The organism is Actinopolymorpha alba DSM 45243 (assembly GCF_000373925.1).
GTDB classification, from domain to species: domain Bacteria; phylum Actinomycetota; class Actinomycetes; order Propionibacteriales; family Actinopolymorphaceae; genus Actinopolymorpha; species Actinopolymorpha alba.
Genome location: NZ_KB892757.1, coordinates 165,968 through 189,259, shown reverse-complemented (window position 1 = coordinate 189,259; position 23,292 = coordinate 165,968). Strand labels below are relative to the sequence as shown.

General features: G+C 68.8%; 21 protein-coding genes. 8 read left to right on the top strand and 13 right to left on the bottom strand.

Annotation, left to right across the window (positions count from 1 at the left end):
* Nucleotides 1-180 precede the first annotated feature (180 nt).
* Entirely contained in the window at nt 181-780 is a 600-nt protein-coding gene (locus B141_RS0118445) for a CGNR zinc finger domain-containing protein (protein ID WP_020576665.1), read from the bottom strand.
* A gap of 164 nt (nt 781-944) precedes the next feature.
* Between B141_RS0118445 and B141_RS0118440 the strand changes: the two genes are divergently transcribed.
* Together B141_RS0118440 and B141_RS0118435 are read left to right on the top strand one after the other, a co-directional pair.
* Complete coding sequence (locus tag B141_RS0118440) at nt 945-1,682, top strand: metallophosphoesterase (protein ID WP_020576664.1); 738 nt, start codon at nt 945-947, stop codon at nt 1,680-1,682.
* A gap of 23 nt (nt 1,683-1,705) precedes the next feature.
* Entirely contained in the window at nt 1,706-2,341 is a 636-nt protein-coding gene (locus tag B141_RS0118435) for a LysE family translocator (protein WP_020576663.1), read from the top strand.
* A gap of 43 nt (nt 2,342-2,384) precedes the next feature.
* Here the strand turns inward: B141_RS0118435 and B141_RS0118430 are convergent, their stop codons facing one another.
* From B141_RS0118430 to add, 3 genes are all read right to left on the bottom strand, one after another.
* The gene (locus tag B141_RS0118430; protein WP_063828630.1) at nt 2,385-3,251 is read right to left on the bottom strand and encodes a discoidin domain-containing protein; all 867 of its coding nucleotides are present in this window, start codon (nt 3,249-3,251) and stop codon (nt 2,385-2,387) included.
* Nucleotides 3,252-3,264: 13 nt separating this feature from the next.
* Nucleotides 3,265-4,902 (bottom strand): alkaline phosphatase D family protein, encoded by a 1,638-nt coding sequence (locus B141_RS0118425; RefSeq protein WP_020576661.1) that lies wholly within the window; start codon nt 4,900-4,902, stop codon nt 3,265-3,267.
* A gap of 236 nt (nt 4,903-5,138) precedes the next feature.
* Nucleotides 5,139-6,140 carry an adenosine deaminase gene (add, locus tag B141_RS0118420; protein ID WP_020576660.1) on the bottom strand — a complete coding sequence of 334 codons (1,002 nt, stop codon included), beginning with the start codon at nt 6,138-6,140 and terminating at the stop codon, nt 5,139-5,141.
* Nucleotides 6,141-6,241: 101 nt separating this feature from the next.
* Here add and B141_RS0118415 point away from each other — a divergent pair, with 101 nt between their 5' ends.
* The gene (locus B141_RS0118415; protein WP_020576659.1) at nt 6,242-8,278 is read left to right on the top strand and encodes a S9 family peptidase; all 2,037 of its coding nucleotides are present in this window, start codon (nt 6,242-6,244) and stop codon (nt 8,276-8,278) included.
* On the opposite strand, the gene B141_RS0118410 is transcribed toward B141_RS0118415, so the two are convergent.
* The 3 genes from B141_RS0118410 to B141_RS0118400 all read right to left on the bottom strand — a co-directional run bounded on the left by B141_RS0118410 (nt 8,263) and on the right by B141_RS0118400 (nt 10,542).
* The gene (locus B141_RS0118410; RefSeq protein ID WP_020576658.1) at nt 8,263-9,474 is read right to left on the bottom strand and encodes an RNA polymerase sigma factor; all 1,212 of its coding nucleotides are present in this window, start codon (nt 9,472-9,474) and stop codon (nt 8,263-8,265) included. The two genes, B141_RS0118415 and B141_RS0118410, sit on opposite strands and share 16 nt — an antisense overlap.
* Nucleotides 9,475-9,557: 83 nt before the next feature.
* Complete coding sequence (locus tag B141_RS0118405; RefSeq protein ID WP_020576657.1) at nt 9,558-9,893, bottom strand: YciI family protein; 336 nt, start codon at nt 9,891-9,893, stop codon at nt 9,558-9,560.
* A 34-nt stretch (nt 9,894-9,927) separates the two neighbouring features.
* Nucleotides 9,928-10,542, bottom strand: a complete 615-nt coding sequence (locus B141_RS0118400) for a dihydrofolate reductase family protein (protein ID WP_020576656.1) — start codon at nt 10,540-10,542, stop codon at nt 9,928-9,930.
* 220 nt (nt 10,543-10,762) lie between these two features.
* Between B141_RS0118400 and B141_RS0118395 the strand changes: the two genes are divergently transcribed.
* Both B141_RS0118395 and B141_RS0118390 read left to right on the top strand, forming a co-directional pair.
* A complete protein-coding gene (locus B141_RS0118395) occupies nt 10,763-11,362 on the top strand; it encodes a putative glycolipid-binding domain-containing protein (protein ID WP_040421728.1) in 600 nt (199 codons plus the stop codon).
* 7 nt (nt 11,363-11,369) lie between these two features.
* Entirely contained in the window at nt 11,370-12,608 is a 1,239-nt protein-coding gene (locus B141_RS0118390) for a hypothetical protein (RefSeq protein ID WP_020576654.1), read from the top strand.
* 2 nt (nt 12,609-12,610) lie between these two features.
* Here B141_RS0118390 and B141_RS0118385 read toward each other — a convergent pair whose 3' ends face one another.
* Both B141_RS0118385 and B141_RS0118380 read right to left on the bottom strand, forming a co-directional pair.
* Nucleotides 12,611-13,624, bottom strand: coding sequence for an aldo/keto reductase (locus B141_RS0118385; protein ID WP_020576653.1), 1,014 nt, complete (start codon nt 13,622-13,624; stop codon nt 12,611-12,613).
* A 129-nt stretch (nt 13,625-13,753) separates the two neighbouring features.
* Nucleotides 13,754-14,758: a class I SAM-dependent methyltransferase gene (locus B141_RS0118380; protein ID WP_020576652.1), complete on the bottom strand. Its 1,005-nt coding sequence runs from the start codon at nt 14,756-14,758 to the stop codon at nt 13,754-13,756.
* A 144-nt stretch (nt 14,759-14,902) separates the two neighbouring features.
* On the opposite strand from B141_RS0118380, the gene B141_RS0118375 reads away from it, so the two are divergent.
* Together B141_RS0118375 and B141_RS41405 are read left to right on the top strand one after the other, a co-directional pair.
* A complete protein-coding gene (locus B141_RS0118375; RefSeq protein ID WP_237742726.1) occupies nt 14,903-16,918 on the top strand; it encodes an N-acetylmuramoyl-L-alanine amidase in 2,016 nt (671 codons plus the stop codon).
* Between the two features lie 64 nt (nt 16,919-16,982).
* A complete protein-coding gene (locus tag B141_RS41405; protein ID WP_020576650.1) occupies nt 16,983-17,738 on the top strand; it encodes a Clp protease N-terminal domain-containing protein in 756 nt (251 codons plus the stop codon).
* 99 nt (nt 17,739-17,837) lie between these two features.
* Here B141_RS41405 and B141_RS0118365 read toward each other — a convergent pair whose 3' ends face one another.
* From B141_RS0118365 to B141_RS0118350, 4 genes are all read right to left on the bottom strand, one after another.
* Nucleotides 17,838-18,854, bottom strand: a complete 1,017-nt coding sequence (locus tag B141_RS0118365) for a phosphotransferase (RefSeq protein ID WP_020576649.1) — start codon at nt 18,852-18,854, stop codon at nt 17,838-17,840.
* Nucleotides 18,855-18,898: 44 nt separating this feature from the next.
* A complete protein-coding gene (locus B141_RS0118360) occupies nt 18,899-19,204 on the bottom strand; it encodes a TFIIB-type zinc ribbon-containing protein (protein ID WP_026257341.1) in 306 nt (101 codons plus the stop codon).
* 115 nt (nt 19,205-19,319) lie between these two features.
* Nucleotides 19,320-20,627: a type III PLP-dependent enzyme domain-containing protein gene (locus tag B141_RS41400; RefSeq protein WP_020576647.1), complete on the bottom strand. Its 1,308-nt coding sequence runs from the start codon at nt 20,625-20,627 to the stop codon at nt 19,320-19,322.
* Complete coding sequence (locus B141_RS0118350) at nt 20,624-22,192, bottom strand: N-acyl-D-amino-acid deacylase family protein (protein ID WP_020576646.1); 1,569 nt, start codon at nt 22,190-22,192, stop codon at nt 20,624-20,626. The genes B141_RS41400 and B141_RS0118350 overlap by 4 nt, the downstream gene beginning before the upstream one ends.
* A gap of 176 nt (nt 22,193-22,368) precedes the next feature.
* Between B141_RS0118350 and B141_RS45810 the strand changes: the two genes are divergently transcribed.
* Nucleotides 22,369-23,292 carry a phosphotransferase family protein gene (locus B141_RS45810; protein ID WP_020576645.1) on the top strand — a complete coding sequence of 308 codons (924 nt, stop codon included), beginning with the start codon at nt 22,369-22,371 and terminating at the stop codon, nt 23,290-23,292.

Genomic DNA, 23,292 nt, shown 5'->3' with positions numbered 1-23,292 from the left:
TGTCCTTTCAGTAGTACGACAAGTCAAGGCCTCTGAATGTGAGGCGGTCGCCGAAGGTGCCATCGACACCGCGACCGAATCCAAGCCCTCTGTCGGCGTAGGAGCTCACGTTCAGAACCGCGTGAGTTGGCGCGGCTACCTCGTGGTCCCAAGGCCCGGCCGATGGGGCACCTCGTCCGACTACTGCCGGTGGCGCTGGTAGTGGCGCGCGGCGCGGGCACGGTTACCGCATGATGGCTTACACCATTCCTGCCGGCCGTGGTCCTTGAGGAAATAGCGCACGCAGCGGGGTGCCGTACAGGCGCGCAGCCGCTCGCGCTCGGGCCCAGCGAGGAAGTTGATCGCGGCGCGGGCCAGCCTGGCGGAGAGCTCAACGGCCGCCTCGCCCTGGAGAGCCGGCAGCAGCCGAACCGATGGAGCCGCACTCGACGGCCAGTCGAGGCGCGGCACCACCGGTTGGCCGGATGCCGCCGCGTTGACGCGGGCGAGCGCCTCATCGACAGGCAGCAGTCGACGGGCGTCGGCTGGGCTCGGCGGGCCGGGCCGCACGGCGCGGGCGAAGAGGGCACGGACCGCGGCGCGTACCGCGACGACCTCAGCCCAGCAGGCCTCATCCGCGGCGAAGTCCCGGGCGCCGCCCCATCCGTCGAGCAGATCGAGGCGGTCTCGTACCCAGGAGGTGAGCCCGGCTACGTCCGCCAGGTCGTCGGCGACACCTCCGTGTCCGTCGTGGCGGATGGTGCTCGCCAACTCCAACGCGAGGTACCGGTCCAACTCCACACCCCCTCTCCCTGCTGGATTTCACGCTTGCTCGCCAACCGCCACGTCGTCTACCGTTCTAACGGTTTCACCGGAGTTTAGCGTTAGATACCTCGAGTCGTGCCCGCCCGGTCGTTCCGATGACGAAGGGCGGGCGGACTCTGCGTACAGGAAGGAAGTGGCCCGTGCTTTTGCTCGCCCACATCAGCGACCTCCATCTCGATGGCACCGACCGCGCGACCGAGCGCGCCACCCGCGTCATGCGCTACCTCACTGGTCTGCCCACGCCCGTGGACGCGCTCCTCGTCACCGGCGACATCGCTGACAACGGCGACCTGAGTGAGTACGACGAGGCCGCGGCTCTCCTCGCGGCGCCGTTCCCCGTCCTCGCCTGCCCTGGCAACCACGACATCCGCCCGGCGTACCGCAAGGGTCTGCTTGGGGAGCCGGCAGACGGTGGTCCGATCAACCGGGTCCACCACGTCGGCGGAACGGCGATCCTCATGTGCGACTCGAGCATTCCGGGACGCCACGACGGGCTCCTCGACAACGAGACACTCCACTGGATCTCCACCACGCTCGGGGAGCACCACGACGCTCCGGCACTGCTCGCCTTCCACCACCCGCCGATCGCTCTGCACCATCCGCTTCCCGACTCCCTGCAGCTAGGAGAGCCTCAGGAACTCCACGACCTGCTGTCCCGACACTCCAACGTGGTGGGGGTTCTGGTGGGCCACGCCCACACCGCCGCGGCGTCGACCTTCGCTGGACTCCCCCTGCTCGTCGCGCCGGCCGTGACCTGGACCCTGCGGATGCCGTGGGAGGGCGAGGACGCGGCCGATCGTTCGCAGCCGCCGGGCGTCGCCTTCCATGTGCTCGACGACGAACGCCGACTCACCACGCACTACCGCGTCGTCCTCTGACCCACTTTCAAGGAAGGAGACGGATGCGCCCGCATGCTGTCGTGGGGTTTCTCATCGCCGTGTTTCCGGTGATCGCCACGCCCGGGGCAAGTTTCACGCTGCTCACTCAGCGGGTCAGCACCGCCGGCCGCCGTCAGAGCGTGCCGGTGATCCTGGGCACGTGCACAGGGTTGTACGCCCATGCGCTGCTGGCCGGAGTCGGCTTGTCCGCCCTGGTCATGCGGTCCAGCCAACTCTTCACCGTCGTCAAGATCTGCGGGGCGGTGTATCTCATCGCCCTGGGTATCTGGTCCTGGCGCTCTGCCACGCGGGCGGGCGCGCCGGCGGAGACGACGGATGCGGCCAGCCGCCGGAGCCTGCCGTGGCAGGGCCACTCGGCGTACGTCCAGGCGCTCCTCGGCAACGTGCTCAATCCCAAGGCTGCCTCGATCTTCCTCACGCTGGTCCCGCAGTTCATCGACCCTCAGGAGTCGGTGATGACCCAGATGCTGGTGCTTGGCACGGCACTGGTGCTGCTCCTCACCGTCTGGCTCCTGCTCTGGACCGTCGTGATCGGACGGGCCGCCGACACCCTCAGGTCGCCGCGATTCCGGGTGGTCCTGCAGAGAATCACCGGCTGCGTTCTTATCGCCCTGGGCCTCCGAACCGCCGTGACCTGACCTGCGGTTGGCCGCCACCGGGCGGCCAACCGCTTCGGCGACCTCAGGATGCGTAGGCCTCCAGCTCGATGATCCGGGAGTAGTCGTTCGCGCCGTTTCCAGCGAGCGTCACCACCCGGACCGCCGTGGTCGCGACCGGTGCGAACGTCGTACTCACCAGGCCCTGTGTATTGCCGCGCACTGACGCCACGGTCTGCCACTCACCACCAGAGAGGACCTGGACGTCCCAGTCCTTCAGTCCATAGGTCGATGCGGGGTTGCGGGCGGTGTTCAAGGTGTAGAGATCGACCCGGCCAACCGTCTGGGGGGTGTCCCACTGCAACTGGAACCAGTCGGGCCACACCCGGGACGACGCGTCGTTCCAGCCGGTCGAGGTGGACCAGTGGTTGGAGTCTCGGTCGCCGTCCACGGCACCGCACACGCGGAACCGCTGGTGCGTGGAGGAAGCCGAGGCCTTCGACACCGACAAGGCGAGGTTGCCGTTCGGGTCGGGTGCGCTGGGCGTGACCGTCACCGGCAGGACGGCCTCGCTACGGCCGCTGACAATGGTCACCTGATAAACGCCCTCGGGTGTGCCGAGCGGCGACGTCACTGGAATGGCCACGTCGCGCGTGTAGCCGGCGGGAAGGTACGTCGAGATGACGGTGCGCTGGAGTTGGAGTTCACTCGGCGCGGTCAGTGTGGCATCGGCGTAGAGGTCCTTGTCCCCGGTGTTCGTGAGCTTCACGACGAACGTCGCGCCCTTGCACTGCCCGGTCTGGATGCCGAGTTGTGTGGGGTCGGTCGCCACGCTCACCGTGGGACCGGGGCGCGCGGCGTAGGCGGGCTGGCCGGTACCAGCCGGCAGAAGCCACAGGAAAAGCGTCATCGTCACTGTCATTGCCGCGAAGAATCGCGCGGAAACGGCCATCGTTACCTCCGCACTATCGGGGATCGGCGGCCTGGAAACCGGGGTTGTCGCGTACAGAAAGATAGGTCGCCCGGGTGGAGATCGGCGCTCCGCGACTGGTGACGTACGGCACCACGCGGAAGTCGGTGCGCAGGTGGTCTCGGTCAAGCTCGCAGCGGACATAGCCGCGCTGGAAGTTGTTGAACTTGAAGTGCGGGTTCGCCTGCATCTCGACGCCGAGCCAGTCGGTGGTGTCCGAGCCGTTGCCCACGCTGCTGATCGACGTACCCATGATCTCGACGCCGATCGTCGGTGATCCTTCGTCGTCGAAGTTCTGCTTGAGGTCGCAGGCGTAGTTGGTGTGTGTGTCGCCGGTGATGACGACGAGGCCTTTGACATCGCGTTCGACGATCGTGTCGAAGAGCCGCTGCCGGTCGGCCGTGTAGCCGTCCCAGGCGTCCATGGCCAGCAGCGGCGGATTGGTCAGGCTGGTCGCCCGTCTCGCCATGAACACCTGCTGGGCAAGGAGGTTCCACCGCGCCGTCGACGTACCAAGTGAGTCGAGCAACCAGGACCGCTGCGCCTCGCCCAGGATGGTGCGGGCCGGATCACCCGCGGCCGTACACCCGGCCTTCGCACCGTCGCCGCAGGCCTGATCCGAGCGGTACTGCCGGGTGTCGAGGACGTTCACCTGGAGCAGGTCACCGAAACGGAACTCGCGATAGAGCCGCGCGTCCGGGCCTGCCGGCTCCTGCAACGGGCGGAGAGGCATGTGTTCCCAGTACGCGCGGTAAGCGTTGGCCCGCTGTACGAGGAAGTCGTCGACCGGCTTGTTGCCACTGGAGAATCGGTCGGCGTAGTTGTCCTCGACCTCGTGGTCGTCCCAGGTGACGACCCACGGGAACGCCGCGTGCGCCGCCTGAAGATCGGGATCGGCCTTGTAGAGCGAGTACCTCAGCCGGTAGAGGTCAAGGGTGTCCGGGGCGATCTGGAAGATGTCGGGAACGACGAACGACGTGTCATTGCGGTTTCCGCCGACAGAATTCACCGCGTTCTCGTAGATGTAGTCGCCGAGGAAGAACACCACGTCGACGTCCTCGTCCGCCAGATGACGGAGCGCCGTGTAATAGCCATCGGAATAGGCCTGGCAGGAGGCGACGGCGAATCGCAGGCTGGAGCGGGACGCGGACGGCTGCGGCGCTGTTCTGGTACGCCCGACCGGACTCAGATAACGGCCAGCCCGGAACCGATAGAAGTACTGCCGGTCCGGCTCGAGCCCGCGGACGTCCACATGCACCGAGTGGAGGTATTCCGGCCGCGCGGTCGCGGCGCCTTCGCGTACGACCTTCGCGAACCTCTCGTCCTTGGCGACCTGCCAGCTCACCGCGAACCGTTTGTCGGGCATGCCGCCCACCGGATCGAAGACCTGCGGCGCCAGGCGGGTCCACAACACCACACTGTCCGGCAGCGGATCCCCGGAGGCGATGCCGAGCGTGAACGGATCCGATCGCAGGCTGGCCTCGTCAGCCAGCGCCTTCGACGTACCCGGAAGGTTGGTGCCGAACGCCGCCGCGACGGCTGCCCCGGTGAACGTGAGGAAACGCCGTCGGCTTCCGCTCACCGCCTGGCGTACCTCATCATCGGCGTTGGTCAGTTTCGGCGACAATGACATCGAGCCACCCCCAGAATTCGTTCGCCCAGATGACAGCAGATCGGCGCGACATGACGGGCAGGAAACGCGGGACTGACGACAAACTGACGTTATGACTTACAAAATCTGGCCGGCCGAAATCGGGCGCAACGCGCCTGCTCGCCCTTCATCCCTCCCCTGATGGCCGGTCTCACTCGGGAGTCGGAAACCGATTACCGGCGCGCTATCGACGAAGGTAGGAATGCGACAGGGGCGTGTCAATGGCCGGGCGCCGCGGCCAGCCAGGCATCTGCCTGCTCATGCAGCCGGGCCTTGGTTTCCGCGGGCGCGAAGGAGGCGTCGAAGGACGCCCTCGCGAGGTCGGCCAGCAGGTGGTCGTCGTAGCCGAACGCGTCCCGCACCTGTTCGTACTCCCCCGCCAGCGATGTGCCGACGATGGCCGGAATGTCGGTGTTGAGGGTGACCACCAGGCCCGCCTTGAGAAGCAGCGGCAACGGGTGCTCACTGAAGGAGGAGGCGAAACCGAGGCCGACGTTCGAGGTCGGACAAACCTCCAGCGGGATCGCCCGGTCGCGAACCTCCGCGACAAGCTCGTCGTCATCGAGGACGCGGATACCGTGCCCGAGCCGCTGCGTACGCCCGGTCGTGATCGCTTCCCGGATGCTCTCGGGGCCGCAGGCCTCGCCGGCGTGGTGGACGAGGTGGACACCGGCGTCACTCGCGGCGTCCATGACGGCGGCGAACGGCGCGAGCGGGTACGTCTCCTCCCCCGCGAGCCCGATGGCGACGACACCGTGGGAGGCGTACCTCCTCGCCAGGTCGAGGGTGCGCCAGGCCCGATCCACCGAACGCCGCCGGGAGTGGTCGAGGATCACCCGGCATTCGATGTCGTACGCCGCCTGCCCCTCGGCCAGCCCTTCGAGGACGGCTTCCAGGGGCATTTCTGGATGCTTCAACCGATCCCCGTGCGAGGCGGCGGTGAAGGTGACCTCGGCGTAGCGGGTGCCCTGGGCCGCCTCGTCCGCACAGAACTCCCGGGCGATCCGCCGGAAGTCCTCCGGCCGGAGCAGGCACGCGCGGACGAGTGCGTTGTGGTCGGCGAACGCGCGGAAGCCGGCGAAGGTGGGCGGCGTGTCGCCGTCATCCATCGGTAGGTCGACACCGTTGGCGGCGGCGATCTCGCGGAGGGTCTCCGGCCGGACGGTGCTCTCCAGGTGTACGTGGAGATGGGCTTTCGGCAGGGTCGCGAGGTCACGCATGCCCGGCAGGATAACCAGCCGGTGGCACGCTCCCACGCCGGCACGCGCCGGCCGCGGGCGTCCGGGCTTCGCCGGGGGTACGCGGGGGTAGGGTCGGCGGCATGTCGAGTGCACCCCGTCCCGAGCAGCGCCCGTTCGTCCACCGCCACCACGGTGATGAGCGGATCGACGAGTACGCCTGGCTGCGTGATCGCGAGGATCCGGCCGTCCGTGCCCATCTGGAGGCCGAGAACGCTCACACAGAGGAGGCGCTGGGGCACCTGGCAGACCTGCGCGAGGAGCTGTTCCAGGAGTACCGCTCGCGGATCCAGGAGACCGACGAGGACGTGCCGGCGCGCGACGGCGCGTGGGAGTACTACACGCGCACCGAGGAGGGGCTGCAGTATCCGATCTTCGCCCGTCAGCCGGTGGGTGGTGGCGAGGAGCAGGTGCTGCTCGACTGCAACCAGGCGGCGGAGGGCACCGAATACTTCGCCCTGGGCGCCTTCGCCGTCTCACCGAGTGGTCGGCTGCTGGCCTACTCCAGCGACACCAACGGCAGCGAGGAGTTCCGCCTCCAGATCAAGGATCTCCAGACGGGTGAGCTCCTGCCCGACGTGCTCACGCCCACCGGCTACGGCGCCGTCTGGTCGGCCGACGAGGACTACCTCTTCTACACCACGCTCGACCTCGCCCACCGCCCGTACAAACTCTGGCGGCACCGGCTCGGCACCGCCCAGAGCGAGGACGTCTGCGTGTTCACCGAGGACGACGAAGCGTTCTTCCTCGGCATCGGCCGTACCCGCTCGCGCGAGTGGCTCGTCCTGGGCTTGCACGCCACCGAGTCCAGCGAGGTCCACGTCCTCCGCGCCGACGACCCCGAAGGCGACTGGAGGGTGATCGTGCCGCGCCGGGCCGGTGTTGAGTATCACCTCGAACACCACGGCGACCGGTTCCTCTTCGTGACGAACGACGAAGGCGCCGATTTCCGGCTCGCGCAAGCGTCGGTTGACGACGCCGCTCCCGAGCGCTGGGAGAGCCTCATCCCGCACCAGGAAGGTGTGCGGATCGTGTCCGTGGACGCGTTCACGCGCCATCTGGTCGTGTCGCTGCGCGCCGAGGGCCGCACCGAACTCGACGTGATCGAGATCGGCTCTGGTGAGCGGCGCCGGCTGGCCTTCGAGGAGCCGATCTACGCGGTCGATCTGGGGGTCAACCGCGAGTTCGACACGAGCACCCTCCGCATCGAGTACACCTCGCTGACGACGCCCACCTCTGTCATCGACGTCGACCTCGAGACGGACACCCGTAAGCTCCGCAAGCGCCAACCCGTGCTCAACGTCGACCTCGACCGCTACCAGTCGGCTCGGGAGTGGGCGACCGCGCCGGACGGCACCAAGGTGCCGGTCTCCCTGGTGTGGCGCGACGACCGGCCCGCCGGTGGGCCGGTCCTGCTCTACGGCTACGGCTCCTATGAGCACTCGCTCGACCCGTGGTTCTCCACCCTGCGGCTGTCCCTGCTGGATCGAGGGGTCGCGTTCGCCATCGCGCACATCCGGGGCGGCGGTGAGCTCGGTCGGTCGTGGTACGACAACGGCAAGAAGCTCACGAAACCCAACACGTTCACCGACTTCGTCGCCTGCGCCGACCACCTGGTCCAAACCGGCTGGACGACCCGGTCGGGGCTGGCGATTCGCGGCGGCTCGGCCGGCGGACTCCTGATCGGCGCCGTGCTCAACCTTCGCCCCGATCTCGCCGCGGCGGCGGTGGCGGAGGTGCCGTTCGTCGACGCGCTCACCACGATCCTCGACCCGTCGCTCCCGTTGACGGTCCGGGAGTGGGACGAATGGGGCAACCCCGTGGAGGACCCTGAGGTCTATGCCGTCATGAAGTCGTACGCGCCGTACGACAACGTAGCCAAGGCCGACTATCCCGCCATCTACGCGACGGCCGGGCTCAACGATCCTCGGGTGAGCTACTGGGAGCCGGCGAAGTGGGTGGCCCGCCTGCGCGACCGGATGACCGGCGGTGGACCCGTCCTGCTCAAGACCGAGCTTGGTGCCGGCCACGGCGGGCCCTCAGGTCGCTACGACGCCTGGCGGGACGAGGCCCAGGTGCACGCGTTCATCCTTGACGCGGTGGGCTATCGCCGCGCCTGATTCGAGAGGTCGAGGTCCGCGAGGCGGCTGGTGAGGAAGGCGCGTTCGGCTGCGTTGTCGGCCAGGGTGAGCGCGCGTTCGTACTCCACGGCGGCGTCAGCGGGGCGACCCAGCCGGCGTAGCAGGTCGGCCTTGATCGCGGGCAGGTAGTGATAGCCGGTAAGTCGCTCGTCCGGCTCGAGCGCCTCCACCTCGGCCAGGCCGGTTGCCGGCCCGTGCACCATCGCGACCGCGACAGCCCGGTTGAGCGCGACCACCGGTGACGGCCACGTTCGCACCAGCCGATCGTAGAGCTCCAGGATCTGTGCCCAGTCGGTGTCGTCGTACGTCGGCGCCGTCGCGTGCAGCGCGGCGATCGCGGCCTGCAGGGCGAACCGGCCCGGACTCCCACCGCCGAGTGCCTCCAGGACCCGCTCATGCGCCTCGGCGATCGCGTCGGAGTCCCAGGCCGACCGGTCCTGCTCCTCCAGCAGCAACAGCTGCCCGTCAGCGGCGGTGCGCGTTGCCCGGCGGGCGTGGTTGGCCAGCAGCAGCGCGAGGAGCCCACTCACCTCGCGCTCCTCCGGCAACAGCGTGCGAAGCAGGCGGGCCAGGTCCAGCGCGCGCTCGGTGAGGTCGTTCCTGGTCAGCTCAGGCCCGGCCGGCGCGAGGTGACCGGTGGTGAAGAGCAGGTGGATCGCGGTGAGGGCGGCGTCCAACCTGTCCGGCAACTCGCTCCGCACGGGCATCCGGAACGGAATCCGCGCCGCGGTGATCTTCTTCTTCGCCCGGGTGATCCGGGCCGCCATGGTCGGCTCGGACACCAGGAACGCGGTCGCGATGTCGCGGGTCGTCACCCCGCAGACCAGCCGCAGCGTGAGCGCGACCTGAGCCTGGATCGCCAGCGCGGGATGGCAACACAGGAACACCAGCCGAAGCCGGTCATCGGGAACGACGAGGTCCCCCTCTCCGACGGTCATGGGTTCTGTCGGCTCGACCTCGTCGGGCTCGACCAGCAGGTGCAGCTTCGACCGCAGGGTCCTGGCCCGACGGAGGGCATCGAGTGCGTTGTGCCGGGCGGCGGTGGTCAGCCAGGCACCTGGCCTGGATGGTACGCCGCGCTCTCGCCAGTCGTGGAGCGCGGCGACGTACGCATCCTGAACGCATTCCTCGGCGAGGTCGAGGTCGCGGGTGACACGCACCGTCGCGGCGAGCACCGAGGCCCACTCACGACGATGCGCGTCCGCGACCGCCTGCTCGACGGAGGTCAGGTTCCTGATCGCTTCCTCGCGTCGCCTGGTCAGACCTCGAGCAACGGACGGACCTCGACGGCACCGTCCATGATCGGGAGCAACTTGCCAACGGCGATCGCCTGGTCGAGGTCGGACGCCTCCACCACGAAGAACCCCGCGAGCACTTCCTTGCTCTCCAGGAACGGTCCGTCGGTCACCAGGCCGTTCTTGTGGATCGTGCGGGTGGCGGCGCTGGGCTGCAGTGCCGGCTCGCTGACGATCCGCACGCCCATCGCGGCGATCTTGTCCCCGGCGCTCAGGTTGGCCTCCATCACCTCGGGTGGGATGTCGGCGACGCCGCCGGGGAGTTCCTTTTCGTAGATCAGAATCGCGTACTGCGGCATGGCTTGTCCTGTCCTGTCTGGTCCGTACGCCCGATCACCAGTTGCCGGTCTCTGGACCCATCGCACCGTACTCGACCCCGCCTGCCCGGACGTATCTGCTGACGACGACACCCCGGTCCGAGGTCGTTGAGTCAAGCAGCTTGAGGCCGGACGGGATGGTGCCGTCGCCGAACAGCCGCTTGCCCGAGCCGATGAGCACCGGGAACACCAGCAGGTGGAACTCGTCAACGAGGTCATGCCTGACGAGCGTCTGGATCAGGTTGCCGCTGCCGTGGACCTGGATCTCACCGCCCTCGCCCTGCTTGAGCCTCTCGACCGCCTCGACGACATCGCCGGTGAGCAGCGTGGAGTTCTGCCACGAGACGGCGTCGAGGGTCCGCGACGCGACGTACTTCGGCAGGGTGTTCATCTGGTCATCCTCGCCGGCCAGCGGCCAGGTGGTGGAGAAGATGTCGTACGTCCTGCGCCCGATCAGGAGCGCGCCGGCGCGGCTGGTGAATTCGGTCATCCCCTTGATGAGCTCCTGATCGAAGTGGGGTACGGCCCAGCCGCCGTGCTCGAACCCGCCCTCGCGGTCCTCGTCGGGCCCGCCTGGCGCCTGCACGACGCCGTCCAGGGACATGAACATCGTGACCATGAGCTTTCGCATGTCGTTTCCTTCGCTTCGTACCTGCTGCTCAGGCGCCGGGAGTGACGCCCTCATCCAGGACGGCGAACGGGATCCGGCCGAATCGACAGCTCGCCCGACAGAAATCTGAGCAACCACCACCGGTCCGAGTTTTCCCGCCTCGGCCGATCACGGTCGCGACCGCAGCACTATGTCGGTGCGGCGTCGTACCTTCGTCGCTGAGGACGGAAAGGAACCGCCGATGATCGCCGATGTACACCACTCACTGGTCTGGCTCAAGGACGCTGGTGCCGAGTTGGTCGAGGTCAAGCTGGCCCGGGGACGCCTGTCGGCCACGGGGTCGGCGATCGGTGCTGACCCGGTGCCCTACCGCCTGGAGTACATCCTCACCACCGGCGACTTCTACGTCACCTCGTCGTTGCGGGTCCACACCTCCGGCCACGGGTGGCGTCGTTCGCTCGAGCTGCACCGCGACGGCGACGGCAGCTGGCGCATCGTCACCGACCAGGAGGGCCACCTCGACGCTCCTCCGCCAGGCGGTGACCCCGCGCTCTGGCAGGGCGCGCTTGACTGTGACCTCGGACTCTGTCCCCTCACCAACACCATGCCGGTCCTCCGCCATGGGCTTCTGGACAAAGGCGATCCGGTCGACCTGGTGATGGCATGGGTGTCGGTGCCCGACCTCACGGTGACGCCGAGCGCCCAGCGCTACAGCCCGCTCAGCCGCACGGACGAGTCGAGCGTCGTCCGGTTCGAGAGCGACGGTTTCTGCGCCGACATCCTCTTCGACCGCGACGGCCTCGTCCTCGACTACCCCAGCATCGCCCGGCGCGCATGCTGATCCCCGCATGCTGATCCCCGGCTGGTCGCCCGCGGCGGCGTCGACCTGGCGGCGGGCCCGACCGCCCCGTTGGGCCGACCCGAGATTCTCCGCGGTTGGCTGGGCACTGATCCTGGTGCTCCTCGTCGCGACCGACGTCACCCCTCCCTGCAGTGACGCCGCACCGTGCCCCAGACCGGGGGCTGACGTGCTCGTCGAGTCGCTCATCTTTGCGCTGGCGTTCGCGCACATCGCCTGGGTCGGCTGGCTGCCCGCCATGACGTGGGTGACGACACCGCTCATCCTGGTGAGTGCCGTGCTCTGGCCGGACGAGTTCGTGGGCAACTCCGCGCGCTGGGTCCTCGCCCTCGTCCCGCTCGCGGCGGTGTGGACGCTGGGCACGTTGTTCGTCCGTCACGTCGGGCGACGCCGCCAGCTGGAGGCCGCGGCCACGGTCGCCACCGCGGTGCCGGCACTACCGAAACCCCTTCCGCCCCGGGCGAGGTGGCCCCTTCGGCTGGTCGCTGGATGCGCGGCGGTGCTGGCGTCGCTCGCGGTCCTGGCGTATGCCGTTCAGCAGCACCAGTCCGATGCGGACCACGCACGCCGTGCTCGGCCGGTGACGGCCACTGTGGTGGCCCATAAGGACGACGGGTTCGTGGTCCGGGTCCGGTGGCCGCAACCGGGACCTGACGGACGTGACCTCGAGGCCTGGGACGCCACGGGTTACCCGGTCGGCTCGACGACGACGGTGCTGGTCGATGAAACGTGGGCGCGGTTGGCCGCCGAACCCTACGACGCGTCGGGCTGGGGAGCTCTGAGTACGGGCCTGGCGCTGCTGGGCTTCACGCTGATCGGCGACGAGGTCGCGTGGCGACGACAGCTTGCCGCGTTTGTTCGGGGATCTGTCCCGGCTCTGCGGGTGTGGATCTGTCCCAGCGACGACGGCGACGTACTCGTCTTTCCGTCCGCGGATCGCGCTGAGCCCGCGTTACTTCGCGTTTCCCTCGATGCCGTGAACCCGGACGAGGAGGACGACGAGAACGCCGGGGACGAGTGGGATGACGACGAGGACGACCCTGAGGAGGACGAGGAAAGCGAGGAGTACTTCAACCAGCGCGACTCCGCGGTGTTGTACGGCTTGCCCTACGACGGAGCGGTTCTGGCGGCGCAGATCGACGACGACGAGGACGAACTCTTCCTCGTGCCTCACGGCCGGGCTCGGCCCCCCAAAGCGCGCGACCGCCGAGCCCGGTCGGAGCGATGACGTCACACGGCGGGGCGACGGCGGAAGCGGACCCCGAGGTCGTAGGGGTACGGCAGGCGCCGGTCGCTCACCTCGGTGAGACGCGCCATCTCCTCCTCGCCCAGCGTCCAGCCAGCGGCGCCGAGGTTGTCCTCGAAGTGCGCCATCGAACGCGCTCCCACGATCGGCGCAGTCACGCCGGGACGCTGCAGCAACCAACGCAGGGCCACCTGTGCGGGTGACCTGCCGAGTTCCTTCGCCACCGCCGTGAGGGTGTCGATGACCTGCCAGGTCCGCTCGTTGTCGTACGCGTACCACGCCTCGCCCAGGTCCTCGCGGGTCGCGTCGTCGATCCGGGTGCCCGGGATCGGGCCGGTCATGCCCCGTTGGTACTTACCTGACAGCCAGCCGCCACGGAGCGGACTCCACAAGATGAGCCCGAGCCCTTCGTTCTGGCAGATCGGGATCAGCTCCCACTCGGCCTCGCGGTCGAGCAGGTTGTAGAGGGGCTGCAGGCAGACGTACGCCTCCAACCCGTGCTGACGGGACAGGTCAACGGCCTTCTGCAGTTGCCATCCCGAATAGTTGCTCGCCCCGATGTAACGGACCTTGCCGCTCCTGACGAGCGTGTCGAGCGTCGACAGGGTTTCTTCCAGCGGCGTTCCGTCGTCGAAGACGTGCATCTGGTAGAGGTCGATGTAGTCGGTGCCGAGCCGGCGCAGGCTCGCCTCCACCGCTGTCAAGACGTGCTTGCGGCCGTTCCCGCTGTCGTTCGGGCCGGGGCCCATCCCGCCGTATGCCTTCGTGGCGATGACGAGGTCGTCGCGGTTGCGGGTCTTCAGCCAGCGGCCGAGAACCTCCTCGGAGATGCCCTGGCTGTAGACGTCGGCGGTGTCGATGAAGGTGCCGCCGGCTTCGACGAAGCGGTCCAGCATCTGGTGGCTGGTCTCCTCGTCGGTCTGTCCGCCGAACGTCATGGCACCAAGGCACAGTTCGCTGACCTTGAGTCCAGTCCTGCCCAGAAAGCGGTACTTCATGGTTCTCCTCACTCTGCCAGGACGGCCCGGTAGGCGCCGCCAGCAGGAACCATAGGACGCCAGCGGTGTGGGACGATGGTCCGCCTTACGGCCGAGAAACCAGACCAATAAGGAGCGGCGGAGCGCGCCTCAGTGCCCGGCTCCGGCTGGCGCCGGGACGTCAGTCCAGGCAGTGCGGTGGGACTCCCCCGCCATCGCCAGGCCGGATCGCTGGAGGTACTCCCTGCCCGGGGTGCCGCCGTAGTGGCTTACGAGCAGCCGCCCGCCTGGCTCCACAAGGTGCTCGATCGCGTGCCGGATCAGATCGCGTCGCCGCCGCTCCGGCACGCAGTCCACCAGCGCGTGGACGAACGTGAACCGCCGCCCGTCACTGGGCACGTAGTCAATCGCGTTACCGACCTCGATGCGGTCGGCCCACTGCGGCAGGCGCCGGCGGGCCAGGTCGACCAGGCCGGCGCCGATGTCGACGCCGTACGGCTCGATCAAGAGACCCCGCTCCCCCGCCCACTGGCGTACCGACTCCATCAGGAGACCGATGGCACAGCCGAGGTCGAGAAAGGTGCCGTCCTTGTGGATGCCGTCGACGATTGACTCGCGCTCCTCCCGCCACCGTTGCGGGCCGCCGCCGAAGCCGGATCCTTCCTGGGCAGTGGAGCCCCGCAGGTACGCGGGTTCGAGCAGGCGGAGGTTGTTGGCGTAGTAACGCTCGTCGTCCTCGGTGCCGTAGGACCGCGCGGCATCGGTGACCACGCGGGCGGTGAAGGTGTCCCCGGCAGCGGCGAACCAACCACCGAGCTCGTCGGCCATCATCGTGCGAAGCTCGACCGCGCGATGTGGGCGCGCGCCGCGATACCGATCACCTTCGATCCAGGCGTACACGTGCAGGTCCCCCGCCTTGCCATCCACCGCGAACGGCGTGACCCGCTGGAAGCGGAAGCCAGCGGTCATCAGGGGGATCCGAAGGCTCGAATCGATCAGATAGTGCTCGCCGGGCTCCACCACACCAGCCGGCAACGTGAGCTTGCCGCTCTCGGTGGGCACCGCGACGCAGGACCCATCAGCGCGAAAGGGAACGAAGGTCAGGTGACGTACGTCCGCGGGATCGGGATCACCGTCGATCAGTCTGTAGGCCATTCCACGCATCATGCCGCGTCGACCACCCACCCGGCGCGGGAGTTTACATTCGCGTGAACGTGCCGGAACGCAAGCTATTGACGAGCCCTGAATTGGGGATCACCCTTGTCGCGTCCAGCCGAACCCGCCGCGAGGAGGCCGGCCATGCCACAAAGACCTTCCCACGTGCGCATGCTCCGGCGCGGTCTCATCGTGGGCGCCGCCCTCGCCGTCGCGTCCGGCGTACTCCCACCAGTCTCCGGGGCGAACGCCGCACCATCCCCACCGCCACTGCCGAGTCAGACGTCTCAGGCGTCGACACGGCAGCAGGCCTACGTGCAGGCCGCGCGGGAGTACGCCGTTCCGCGGGACATTCTCCTGGCGGTCTCTTATCTGGAGTCGCGCTGGGAATCCCATGCCGGCCAGCCATCGCGGGCTGGCGGCTACGGTCCGATGCATCTCACCGACGTGGCCGCCGCGAACGCTGGAACGAACAAGAACACCGGAACCACCACGAACCCCAATGCGCCAACGAACGCCAGTGAGCTCCGCGGCGATCCGTCCCGTCCCGGCGCTCTCATGATGCCGCGTCGCATGCCCAACCTGCAGACCATCGATCTCGCCGCGAAGCTGACCGGGATTGACAAGGCCACCTTGCGCACCGACGCGGTGGCCAACATCCGCGGCGGCGCGGCCATTCTCGCCGACTATCACCGGCAGGTGCTGCGTACCAGCGTCACGGACGGTGCGGCGTGGTACGCCGCGGTGGCCCGCTACAGCGGCGCGCCCGACCGGGCGACCGCACAGGCCTTCGCCGACGAGGCGTACTCCATCATGCGGGATGGCCTACGCCGGACCACCAGCGAAGGGCACGTCGTCTCCCTGCCCGCCGGCACTCGCCGGATCGAACGCGCCGGCCTTGCCAAGCTTGGCTTGACCGAAGCCAGTGCGGGCGACGTCGAATGCCCCGAACGCCTCGGGTGTGAATGGATTCCCGCGCCCTACCAGGACCTCGGCAACGGCGACTACGGTAACCATGACCTCGCCAACCGGCCCACGAGCCAGCGGATCCGCTACATCATCATCCATGACACCGAAGGCAGCTACGCGGGCACCATCGCGTCCGTCCAGGATCCCACCTATGTCAGCTGGCAGTACACCCTCCGAGCCAGCGACGGCCACGTCGCCCAACACGTGAAGGCGAAGGACGTGGCCTGGCAGGCCGGCAACTGGTACGTCAACGCCAAGTCGATCGGCCTCGAGCACGAAGGTTATGCGGCCAGGGGGACGTGGTACACCGAGGCGATGTACCGCTCGTCGGCCAAGCTGGTCCGCTATCTCGCCGGCAAGTACGCCATCCCGCTGGACCGCCAGCACATCCTCGGCCACGACAACGTGCAGGCACCCACCCCAGGACTCGTCGAGGACATGCACTGGGATCCCGGCCCGTACTGGGACTGGGCGCACTACTTCGAACTCCTGGGCAAGCCCTTCGAGCGGACCGGCACTCCCGTCAGTGGTGCGGTGACGATCCGACCGGCGTTCGCGCGCAACAACCCGGGATTCACCAACTGTGAAGGCAATCCCGGCCCTCCTGGTGAAGGCACCCGGCCCCCGTGCGGTGAGTGGGGTTCCTCGGCGCTCATGCTCCGCACCGAGCCCCGCGCCGGCGCGCCACTGCTGCGCGACGTCGGCAGCAATCCTCCTGACGGCACGAGCACGATGGACGTCGCCGACATCGGGAGCCGGGTCTCCACCGGCCAGCAGTACGCTGTTGCCGAGGTACGAGGTGACTGGACCGCGGTGTGGTATCTCGGCCAGAAGGGGTGGTTCTTCAACCCACGAAGGGCGCCGACCGCGCTGTGGGCCACCACTGTCGTCGCGACTCCCAAGCCAGGCAGGGATTCCATCCAGGTGTACGGTCGCGCCTATCCGGAGGCCGCGGCCTATCCCGAAGACGTACCCCCACAGGCATTGGTGCCCCTGCAGTACACCCTGCCGGCTGGCCAGGAGTACGTCGTCGGCATGAAGGCTGACGCGGAGTACTACCGGGCCGTGACGTTGGATCCCAGCAACCATCGGGTGATCCGCGGAGCGCTGACGTACTACCAGATACAGTTTGGCCACCGGATCGCCTACGTCCTGGCGGACGACGTCGACCTCAAGCCATCCTGGCGTTGAAAACTCTTCACAATCACGTCAACGTCCGCTTGACAACGTGGCATCGCCAAACAAGTCTGTGCCTATGGCTGACAACGACTTGGACCTGGACCAGATCATTGCCGCAATCGAATCGGCGCAGGCAGAGGGTGCGCCGCTGGATCGGGTGACGGCGGCACGCGACGTGGCAGCCCGCCTGGAAACCCTTGCCCAGCACGTGGTCGCGCACTTTGTCGACCAGTCCCGCCAGTCAGGTGCGTCGTGGACCGACATCGGCGGCGCCCTCGGCGTCACCCGCCAGGCCGCGCAGCAGCGGTTCGTGCCCGCGGACGGAGTGGATGTCGAGGCGGTCATCAACAAGCCCGCGATCCCTTACACCGCGCGGGCTTCGGCTGCGCTGACCGCGGCCCGCGACCTCGCGGCCGAACATCATCATGAGAGCGTCGAAGACATCCACCTCTTGCTTGTCCTTCTCGACAACCGCACCGGCGGTGCCATCGGTGTGGTGAAGGGCCTTGGTCAGCGTGCTGCCGACATTCGCAAGGCAGCCAAGGCTGTGCTGCCTCCCGATGGTCCCCGCCGGGCCAAGAGCCCGGTCCTCGGGCGTACAGCGGTGAAGGCATTGGACGTCGCGACCCGCGAGGCGCTCCGGTTGAAGAGCCCCGAGGTCGGCACCGAGCACGAGTTGCTCGCTCTGGTGAGTGACCCGCAGTCCCTGGCCGGACAGACGCTTGCCCAGACCGGGGCGACATACGACGGCGTCCGGACCGAGGTCGCCAAGCAGGCGGCGGCCGGCGCCGAACGCGCCGCTCAGAAGCGCACCCGGCGCAAGCGGGCCTGACGCTTCATCCAGATCAATTCACGGTGGCGGGTCCGCCGGCATCCTTCGCCGGTGTACCCGCCACCGTGCGCGTACGGACCCCTCGGCGCCGGTCGCTGCTTACCAACCGTCGGAGGTGAGTAGCTCGCCGAGCCAGCCGGGTACGGATCCGGCGTAGGTCGCTCGTTCCGTCGCACTCGCGCCGGCGAGCGCACGCTGCCAGGCCAGCGCCCGGCCGACCTTGGCGAGCTGGGTCGCCCAGCGCACCGCGTCAAGGAGGTCCGCTCGATCGAAGCTGGCGCTCCACGGCTCGAGGTAGGCGTCGCGCAGCTTCTGGAGTTCGGCCGCGTCCATGGGTACGTCGAGGCGGCTCGCGACGTTGCGCAGGCTGGCGAGCAGGGATCCGAACGGATGCGCGAAGGACGCGTCTCCCCAGTCGAGGAAGACGTACGCCGGCCCGCCACTGGCCTGGCGGACGAAGACGTTCCCATCGTGGAAGTCGTCGTGCTGCAGGGTCGGCGGGATGCCCACCGCGGCCAACTGGCGGGCCCACCGCGAGACCTCAGAAGCGAGGGCCCTCAGCCGGTGCGCGTCCGCGACGGACAACCCGTCAGGTGCGCCGATCCGCAACCACCCGGTGTCGGCGAGGAGCCCGACGTAGGCGCCGGAGATCGCCTCGGGTCGCAGGTCAGGAACGCCGATCGCCAACAACTCCTCCGTGCGAGGAGTGAGCCCGCGCTGGAGTTCGGCGTACGTGGGCAGGACGTCCACCCAGTAGCCCACCTCGGGTCGGGCGGCGAGGAGGCTCCGCAGGGATGTGCCCGCGTCGGGAAGCAGGCACCATCCGCGGTCGAGGTCGACGGCGAGCGGGGTGAGGACGTGGGGGGTTCGCCACCGACCGAAGCTGGCGAGCAGCCGGGGTTCGTACGCCGTACCCGGACCGCTGGCCTTCAACCAGACCGGGCCGTCGCTCGTCGGGACCCGGAGCAGGGTCGACCACGGGCGCAGGTGGGGCTGCTCGGCGGGGCCGGTCACCCGCAGCCCGAGGTCGGCGAGCCGCTGGGTGGTCCAGGCGAGCGCATGCGTGCGCCACTCCGCGGTCTTCCAGACCCGCGTCCTGGCGTCGTACGGCGACATCACCGTGGGGTCAGCTCCCGCTCATCCGCATCGTGCGGACTTCTTCAGTCGAAAAGGTCTTCCAGGAAGGAACGCTTCTTCTTGTACGGCCGCCCATGTCCATAGCCATACCCATGCTTGCGGCGGTCGTCATCGTCATCATCATCGTCGTCATGCCTGTCGTACGGCGCCGCACGTCGCGGGGAGTCCCCGCGGCCGCCGTGCCAGGTTGTCTCGCCATCGACCAGGCGCTCGAGTTCGCCACGGTCGAGGAAGATCCCCCGGCATTCGGTGCACTGGTCAATGGTCACGCCGCTGCGTTCGTACTGGCGCATGGACCCAAGACATTTGGGGCAGCTCATCGTGGTCATGCTGTGCAACGTAGCCGATGTGTCCTGAAAGAAGGCTGAGCCCAAGGAACCGTGGGACGCGTCGATCGACCCAACGATTGAAAGCGTCCCGCCCGGAATGCCCGGAACGTAGCGGTCAGAACATCGTGTGGGCGATCTCGACGATTCGGTCGTCATCGTCGAGCACCGGCACCAACCGCCACTTGTCGAATGCCGTGCACGGATGGGAGATCCCGAACCACACCAGGTCACCGACCGCGAGGTCGGAGTCGATGGGGATGTCGAGGAACCCGTGCTGGTCGTTGAGCGCGGTGACCCGCATCCCCTCGACCGACCGGCGGGTGCCGTCCGGCGCCACGGCGCCGTGCACGAACGGCAGGTGGACGTCGAAGGGCACGTCCCGCCGACCCGCGCCGACGAGGACCCGCCCGGGCTCCGGCCGCGACAGGACGTACGCCCACGCCTCCAGCGCGGGCCGCAGCGCGTACGGAGATCCCCCGGCTGGCAGCGGCGTCGCATGGGCGTACAAACCGTCGTCGTGGGTGACATAGCCGCCGCTGCGGACCACGGCCGTGCCGGGCCCGCCCACCAGCTCCCGGGCCACCACGTCGAAGTAGGTGCTGCCTCCGGCTGAGAGCAGGAGCTCCTCGTCGGGTACGTCCAGCAGGCCCTCCTCGACCAGCCGCTGACCGAGTCGGCGTACCTCCCGGCAGAAGTGCGCGGCGGCCTCGAGGCCAGCGTCGTCGCGCGCATGCCCGAGCACACCCTCGTATCCGGTCGCTCCGACGACCGCCAGTCGGGTGCTGGCCGAGGCGGCGCGGGCAACGTCGAGGGCCGCATCAATGCTCCGCGCGCCCGTGCGCTTGCCGGGTACGCCGAGTTCGACGAGCACGGGAAGCGGTCGCGTCGCGCCGCGCCGGGTCAGCTCCCGATCGAGGAGGGCGACGCTGTTGGCGGAGTCGACGTACCCCACGACCGTGAGCGACGGATCCGCCGACATCGCCCGGGCGAGCCAGCCGATTCCGGCCGGGTCGACGAGTTGGTTGGCGAGAAGGATCCGGCGGACTCCGATGTCGACGTAGGCGCGCACCTGTCCGATGGTCGCCGCGGTGATGCCCCAGGCGCCGGCCGCCAACTGCCGGGCGGTGACCTCCGGCGACATCGAGGTCTTGCCGTGCGGCGCCAGGACGACGCGGTGTTGGGTACACCACGCGGCCATCGTCGCGACGTTCGAGGCGAGCGCGCTTTCACGGAGCACCATCAAAGGAAAGGTCAGCTCACCGCCGCGCAAGGTCACCTTGCGGTCGACGAGCTCCGCGGCGGTGGCGGAGTCCAGGGCGGCGAAGCCCTTCTCCGCTGGGTCGATCGGGCGGTGGGCGAGCATGTCCAGCGTCTTGCGGAGTGCCTCCGCGTCGTACGCCGTCGTACCCGTGACTGCTGTCATAGTCCAGGCTCTCCTCGTCGCAGGGCGCGTCCTGGGGTCGCGCCGGTGAGCGTGCCCGCCGAGAGCACGAGTTCGCCGCCCACAAGGACGTCGCTCACGCCGACCGCCAACTGCCGCGGGTCATCGTAGGTGGCCCGGTCCGCCACGGTGTGGGGATCGAAGACCACGATGTCCGCGACCGCGCTTTCGGCGAGCATTCCCCGTTGGGCGAGTTGGAACCGCTCCGCCGGCCGTCCCGCCAGGTGCGCCGCGGCCTGCGCCCACGTCCAGTCGCCCAGGTCACGGGTGTGGTGACCGAGGAACCGCGCGAACGCACCCCACCCGCGCGGATGCGGATGCCCACCGAGATAGATGGCGTCCGAACACCCCATGTGCCGGTCGTCGCGCAGTAGCGCGCGTAGGTCGCTCTCGTCACCGCCCGGTGTCGGGATGATCGCGCCGACGGCCAGGTCGGAGGCGAGCAGGATCTCGCAGATGAGGTCGGCGAAGGCGAGTCCGGTCCGGGCGCTCGCCTGCGCGACGGTGAGCCCCTCCGCCCAGCGGTACTTCTCGCTGGCGACGTAACCGAAGATCGCCGGTGCGGTCGATGGCTTGATGGCGGGGAACCACTCGCGGGCGAGGGTGGCACGCACCTCCGGCTCGGCGAGCCGGCGCAAGGTCGCGTTGACACCACCGGCCTGGACGTGTGGTGGCAGGGCCTTCATCGCGAGGATGGTGTTGCCGTACAGGTGCGGATAGGAGTCGAACGTCGCGTCCACACCGTCGGCGCGGCAGTCCTCCAGACGCCCTACCAGCGGCTCGGCCAGTCCGCGGTAGTGCGAGACGTGGACCGGGATGCCGGTGGCCCGCCCGAGTGCCTGGGCCTCAGGCATGCCGGGCGCGGTACCGCCGTCGTAGCTGCGCAGGTGGCTGACGTACGGAGCGCCAAGCCGGGCACCCGGCCGGCACAGCGCGGTGAGTTCGGCCAGGTCGGCGAAGGCGCCGGGGACGTACTCCAGTCCGGTCGACACTCCGACCGCACCGTCGTCCAGCCCCTGCTCGACCAGGCGGACCAGGGCGGGCAGGTCGGTGCCGGCTGGGCGGTCGTCGGGGCCGAGGACCTCATGCCGCACTGTGCCGAGCGGGACGAGGTAGGCGACGTTGAGCGGAGTCCGGCGGTCGTAGTAGGCGAGCAGGTCAGCGACTGTGCAGCCGGCGGCCAGCGGCTCCGGTGGCGTACCGTCCACCGCCGCGAAGTACCTCGCGACATAGTCGACGGTGGCGGCGGACCCGGGAGCGAACGACAGGCCGTCCTGGCCGAGGATGACCGAGGTGATGCCCTGCCGCAGCATCGCCTCCTGCACGTCGGGCCTGGTCAGCACCGCGTCCGCGTGCACGTGGGTGTCGACGAACCCGGGCAGCACCATCCGCCCGGTCGCGTCCACCTCCGTGCGGCCCGTCGCATCCGTGAGCTGGCCGATCGCTTCGATGCGCGCGCCGCGCACTCCGATGTCCGCGGTGTAGGGCGGGCCGCCCGCACCGTCCACGACTGTGCCGCCACGCAGGAGTACGTCGTACGCGCTCAATCGAACACCTCCGGCGGGAAGCCACCTCGTCGAGCCCGCATCGGCCCGGCCCGTCAGATGAATCGCTCGTCTGAGGCTATCCGGTCCGCACCGTAAGACCCGCTACCAGGTGACCGGGCCCGCTTCAGCCCATGCGCCGGTGTCGTCGTGCGCGGCGGGTAGTGTGATCGAACACGATGAGTTCTGAACGGCGGCCCGACGGCGCACCCCCACCGTCCGAGGCGACGCTTCTGTGGGTCCGGGAAGCCGTCGGGCAGGGCAGCATCATCGTCTCCGTACGCCTGATGAGCGTGCATTCCACGACCCTTCACGCGGTGGACGTCATGAGCGCGACCGGCGTGGTCCACCAGTTGGCGTTACGTCGCTTCCATCGCGTCGACCGGCTCCAGACCGACCCGTGGTACGTCCCCGCCAACGAGGCGACCGTGCTCGGCCTGCTCGGCAGCACCGTCGTACCCGCACCGCGACTCCTCGCCGCCGACACCGGCCCGACCATGTGTGACCTGCCCACGCTGCTGACCACCCGGGTGCCCGGCACGCCGCCGGGTGCGACAGAGAGCCCGGCGTACCTCACGACCCTGGCGGAGATGCTCGGGGTCATTCACGCCGTCGACCTGCCGGTGGTGCGCGCGCTGCCGCCGTACCGCCCCTACTACGACCCACACCTCGACGGACTGCGCCGGCCACCGGCCTGGTCCCCCAACATCCGCCTCTGGGAACGCGTGTTCACCATCCTGGGGAGCGGTCCACCATCGGCGAGCCTCGGGTTCATCCACCGCGACTACCACCCGGGGCAGACTCTCTGGCAGGACGACCGGCTCGTCGGCGTGGTCGACTGGACGACCGGCTGCCTCGGCCCGCGCGGCATCGACCTCGCCCGGATGCGGCTCAACCTCGCGGGGAGGTACGGCGCCGAGGTGGCCGACCGGTTCCTCGCCGCCTACCGCGCGACCGGGACACCGGACGCGCACCATCCCTACTGGGACCTGCTCGACGCGGCCGACGGGATCCTCGACCTGCCCGAGCCAACGACCCTCGCGACCCGGCTGGAGTACGCGAGGTTCGAGGAGTGGGTGGCCCGGACCGTTGCTCACCTCTAG

What these genes read in the sequence shown, in the direction of transcription:
- B141_RS0118385 (WP_020576653.1), bottom strand. Translation starts at nt 13,624, where the DNA reads ATGAAGTACCGCTTTCTGGGCAGGACTGGACTCAAGGTCAGCGAACTG.
- B141_RS0118430 (WP_063828630.1), bottom strand. Translation starts at nt 3,251, where the DNA reads ATGGCCGTTTCCGCGCGATTCTTCGCGGCAATGACAGTGACGATGACG.
- B141_RS0118405 (WP_020576657.1), bottom strand. Translation starts at nt 9,893, where the DNA reads ATGCCGCAGTACGCGATTCTGATCTACGAAAAGGAACTCCCCGGCGGC.
- B141_RS41405 (WP_020576650.1), top strand. Translation starts at nt 16,983, where the DNA reads ATGGCTGACAACGACTTGGACCTGGACCAGATCATTGCCGCAATCGAA.
- B141_RS0118390 (WP_020576654.1), top strand. Translation starts at nt 11,370, where the DNA reads ATGCTGATCCCCGGCTGGTCGCCCGCGGCGGCGTCGACCTGGCGGCGG.
- B141_RS41400 (WP_020576647.1), bottom strand. Translation starts at nt 20,627, where the DNA reads ATGACAGCAGTCACGGGTACGACGGCGTACGACGCGGAGGCACTCCGC.
- B141_RS0118380 (WP_020576652.1), bottom strand. Translation starts at nt 14,758, where the DNA reads ATGGCCTACAGACTGATCGACGGTGATCCCGATCCCGCGGACGTACGT.
- B141_RS0118400 (WP_020576656.1), bottom strand. Translation starts at nt 10,542, where the DNA reads ATGCGAAAGCTCATGGTCACGATGTTCATGTCCCTGGACGGCGTCGTG.
- B141_RS0118375 (WP_237742726.1), top strand. Translation starts at nt 14,903, where the DNA reads ATGCCACAAAGACCTTCCCACGTGCGCATGCTCCGGCGCGGTCTCATC.
- B141_RS0118435 (WP_020576663.1), top strand. Translation starts at nt 1,706, where the DNA reads ATGCGCCCGCATGCTGTCGTGGGGTTTCTCATCGCCGTGTTTCCGGTG.
- B141_RS0118395 (WP_040421728.1), top strand. Translation starts at nt 10,763, where the DNA reads ATGATCGCCGATGTACACCACTCACTGGTCTGGCTCAAGGACGCTGGT.
- B141_RS0118425 (WP_020576661.1), bottom strand. Translation starts at nt 4,902, where the DNA reads ATGTCATTGTCGCCGAAACTGACCAACGCCGATGATGAGGTACGCCAG.
- add (WP_020576660.1), bottom strand. Translation starts at nt 6,140, where the DNA reads ATGCGTGACCTCGCGACCCTGCCGAAAGCCCATCTCCACGTACACCTG.
- B141_RS0118360 (WP_026257341.1), bottom strand. Translation starts at nt 19,204, where the DNA reads ATGACCACGATGAGCTGCCCCAAATGTCTTGGGTCCATGCGCCAGTAC.
- B141_RS0118365 (WP_020576649.1), bottom strand. Translation starts at nt 18,854, where the DNA reads ATGTCGCCGTACGACGCCAGGACGCGGGTCTGGAAGACCGCGGAGTGG.
- B141_RS0118415 (WP_020576659.1), top strand. Translation starts at nt 6,242, where the DNA reads ATGTCGAGTGCACCCCGTCCCGAGCAGCGCCCGTTCGTCCACCGCCAC.
- B141_RS45810 (WP_020576645.1), top strand. Translation starts at nt 22,369, where the DNA reads ATGAGTTCTGAACGGCGGCCCGACGGCGCACCCCCACCGTCCGAGGCG.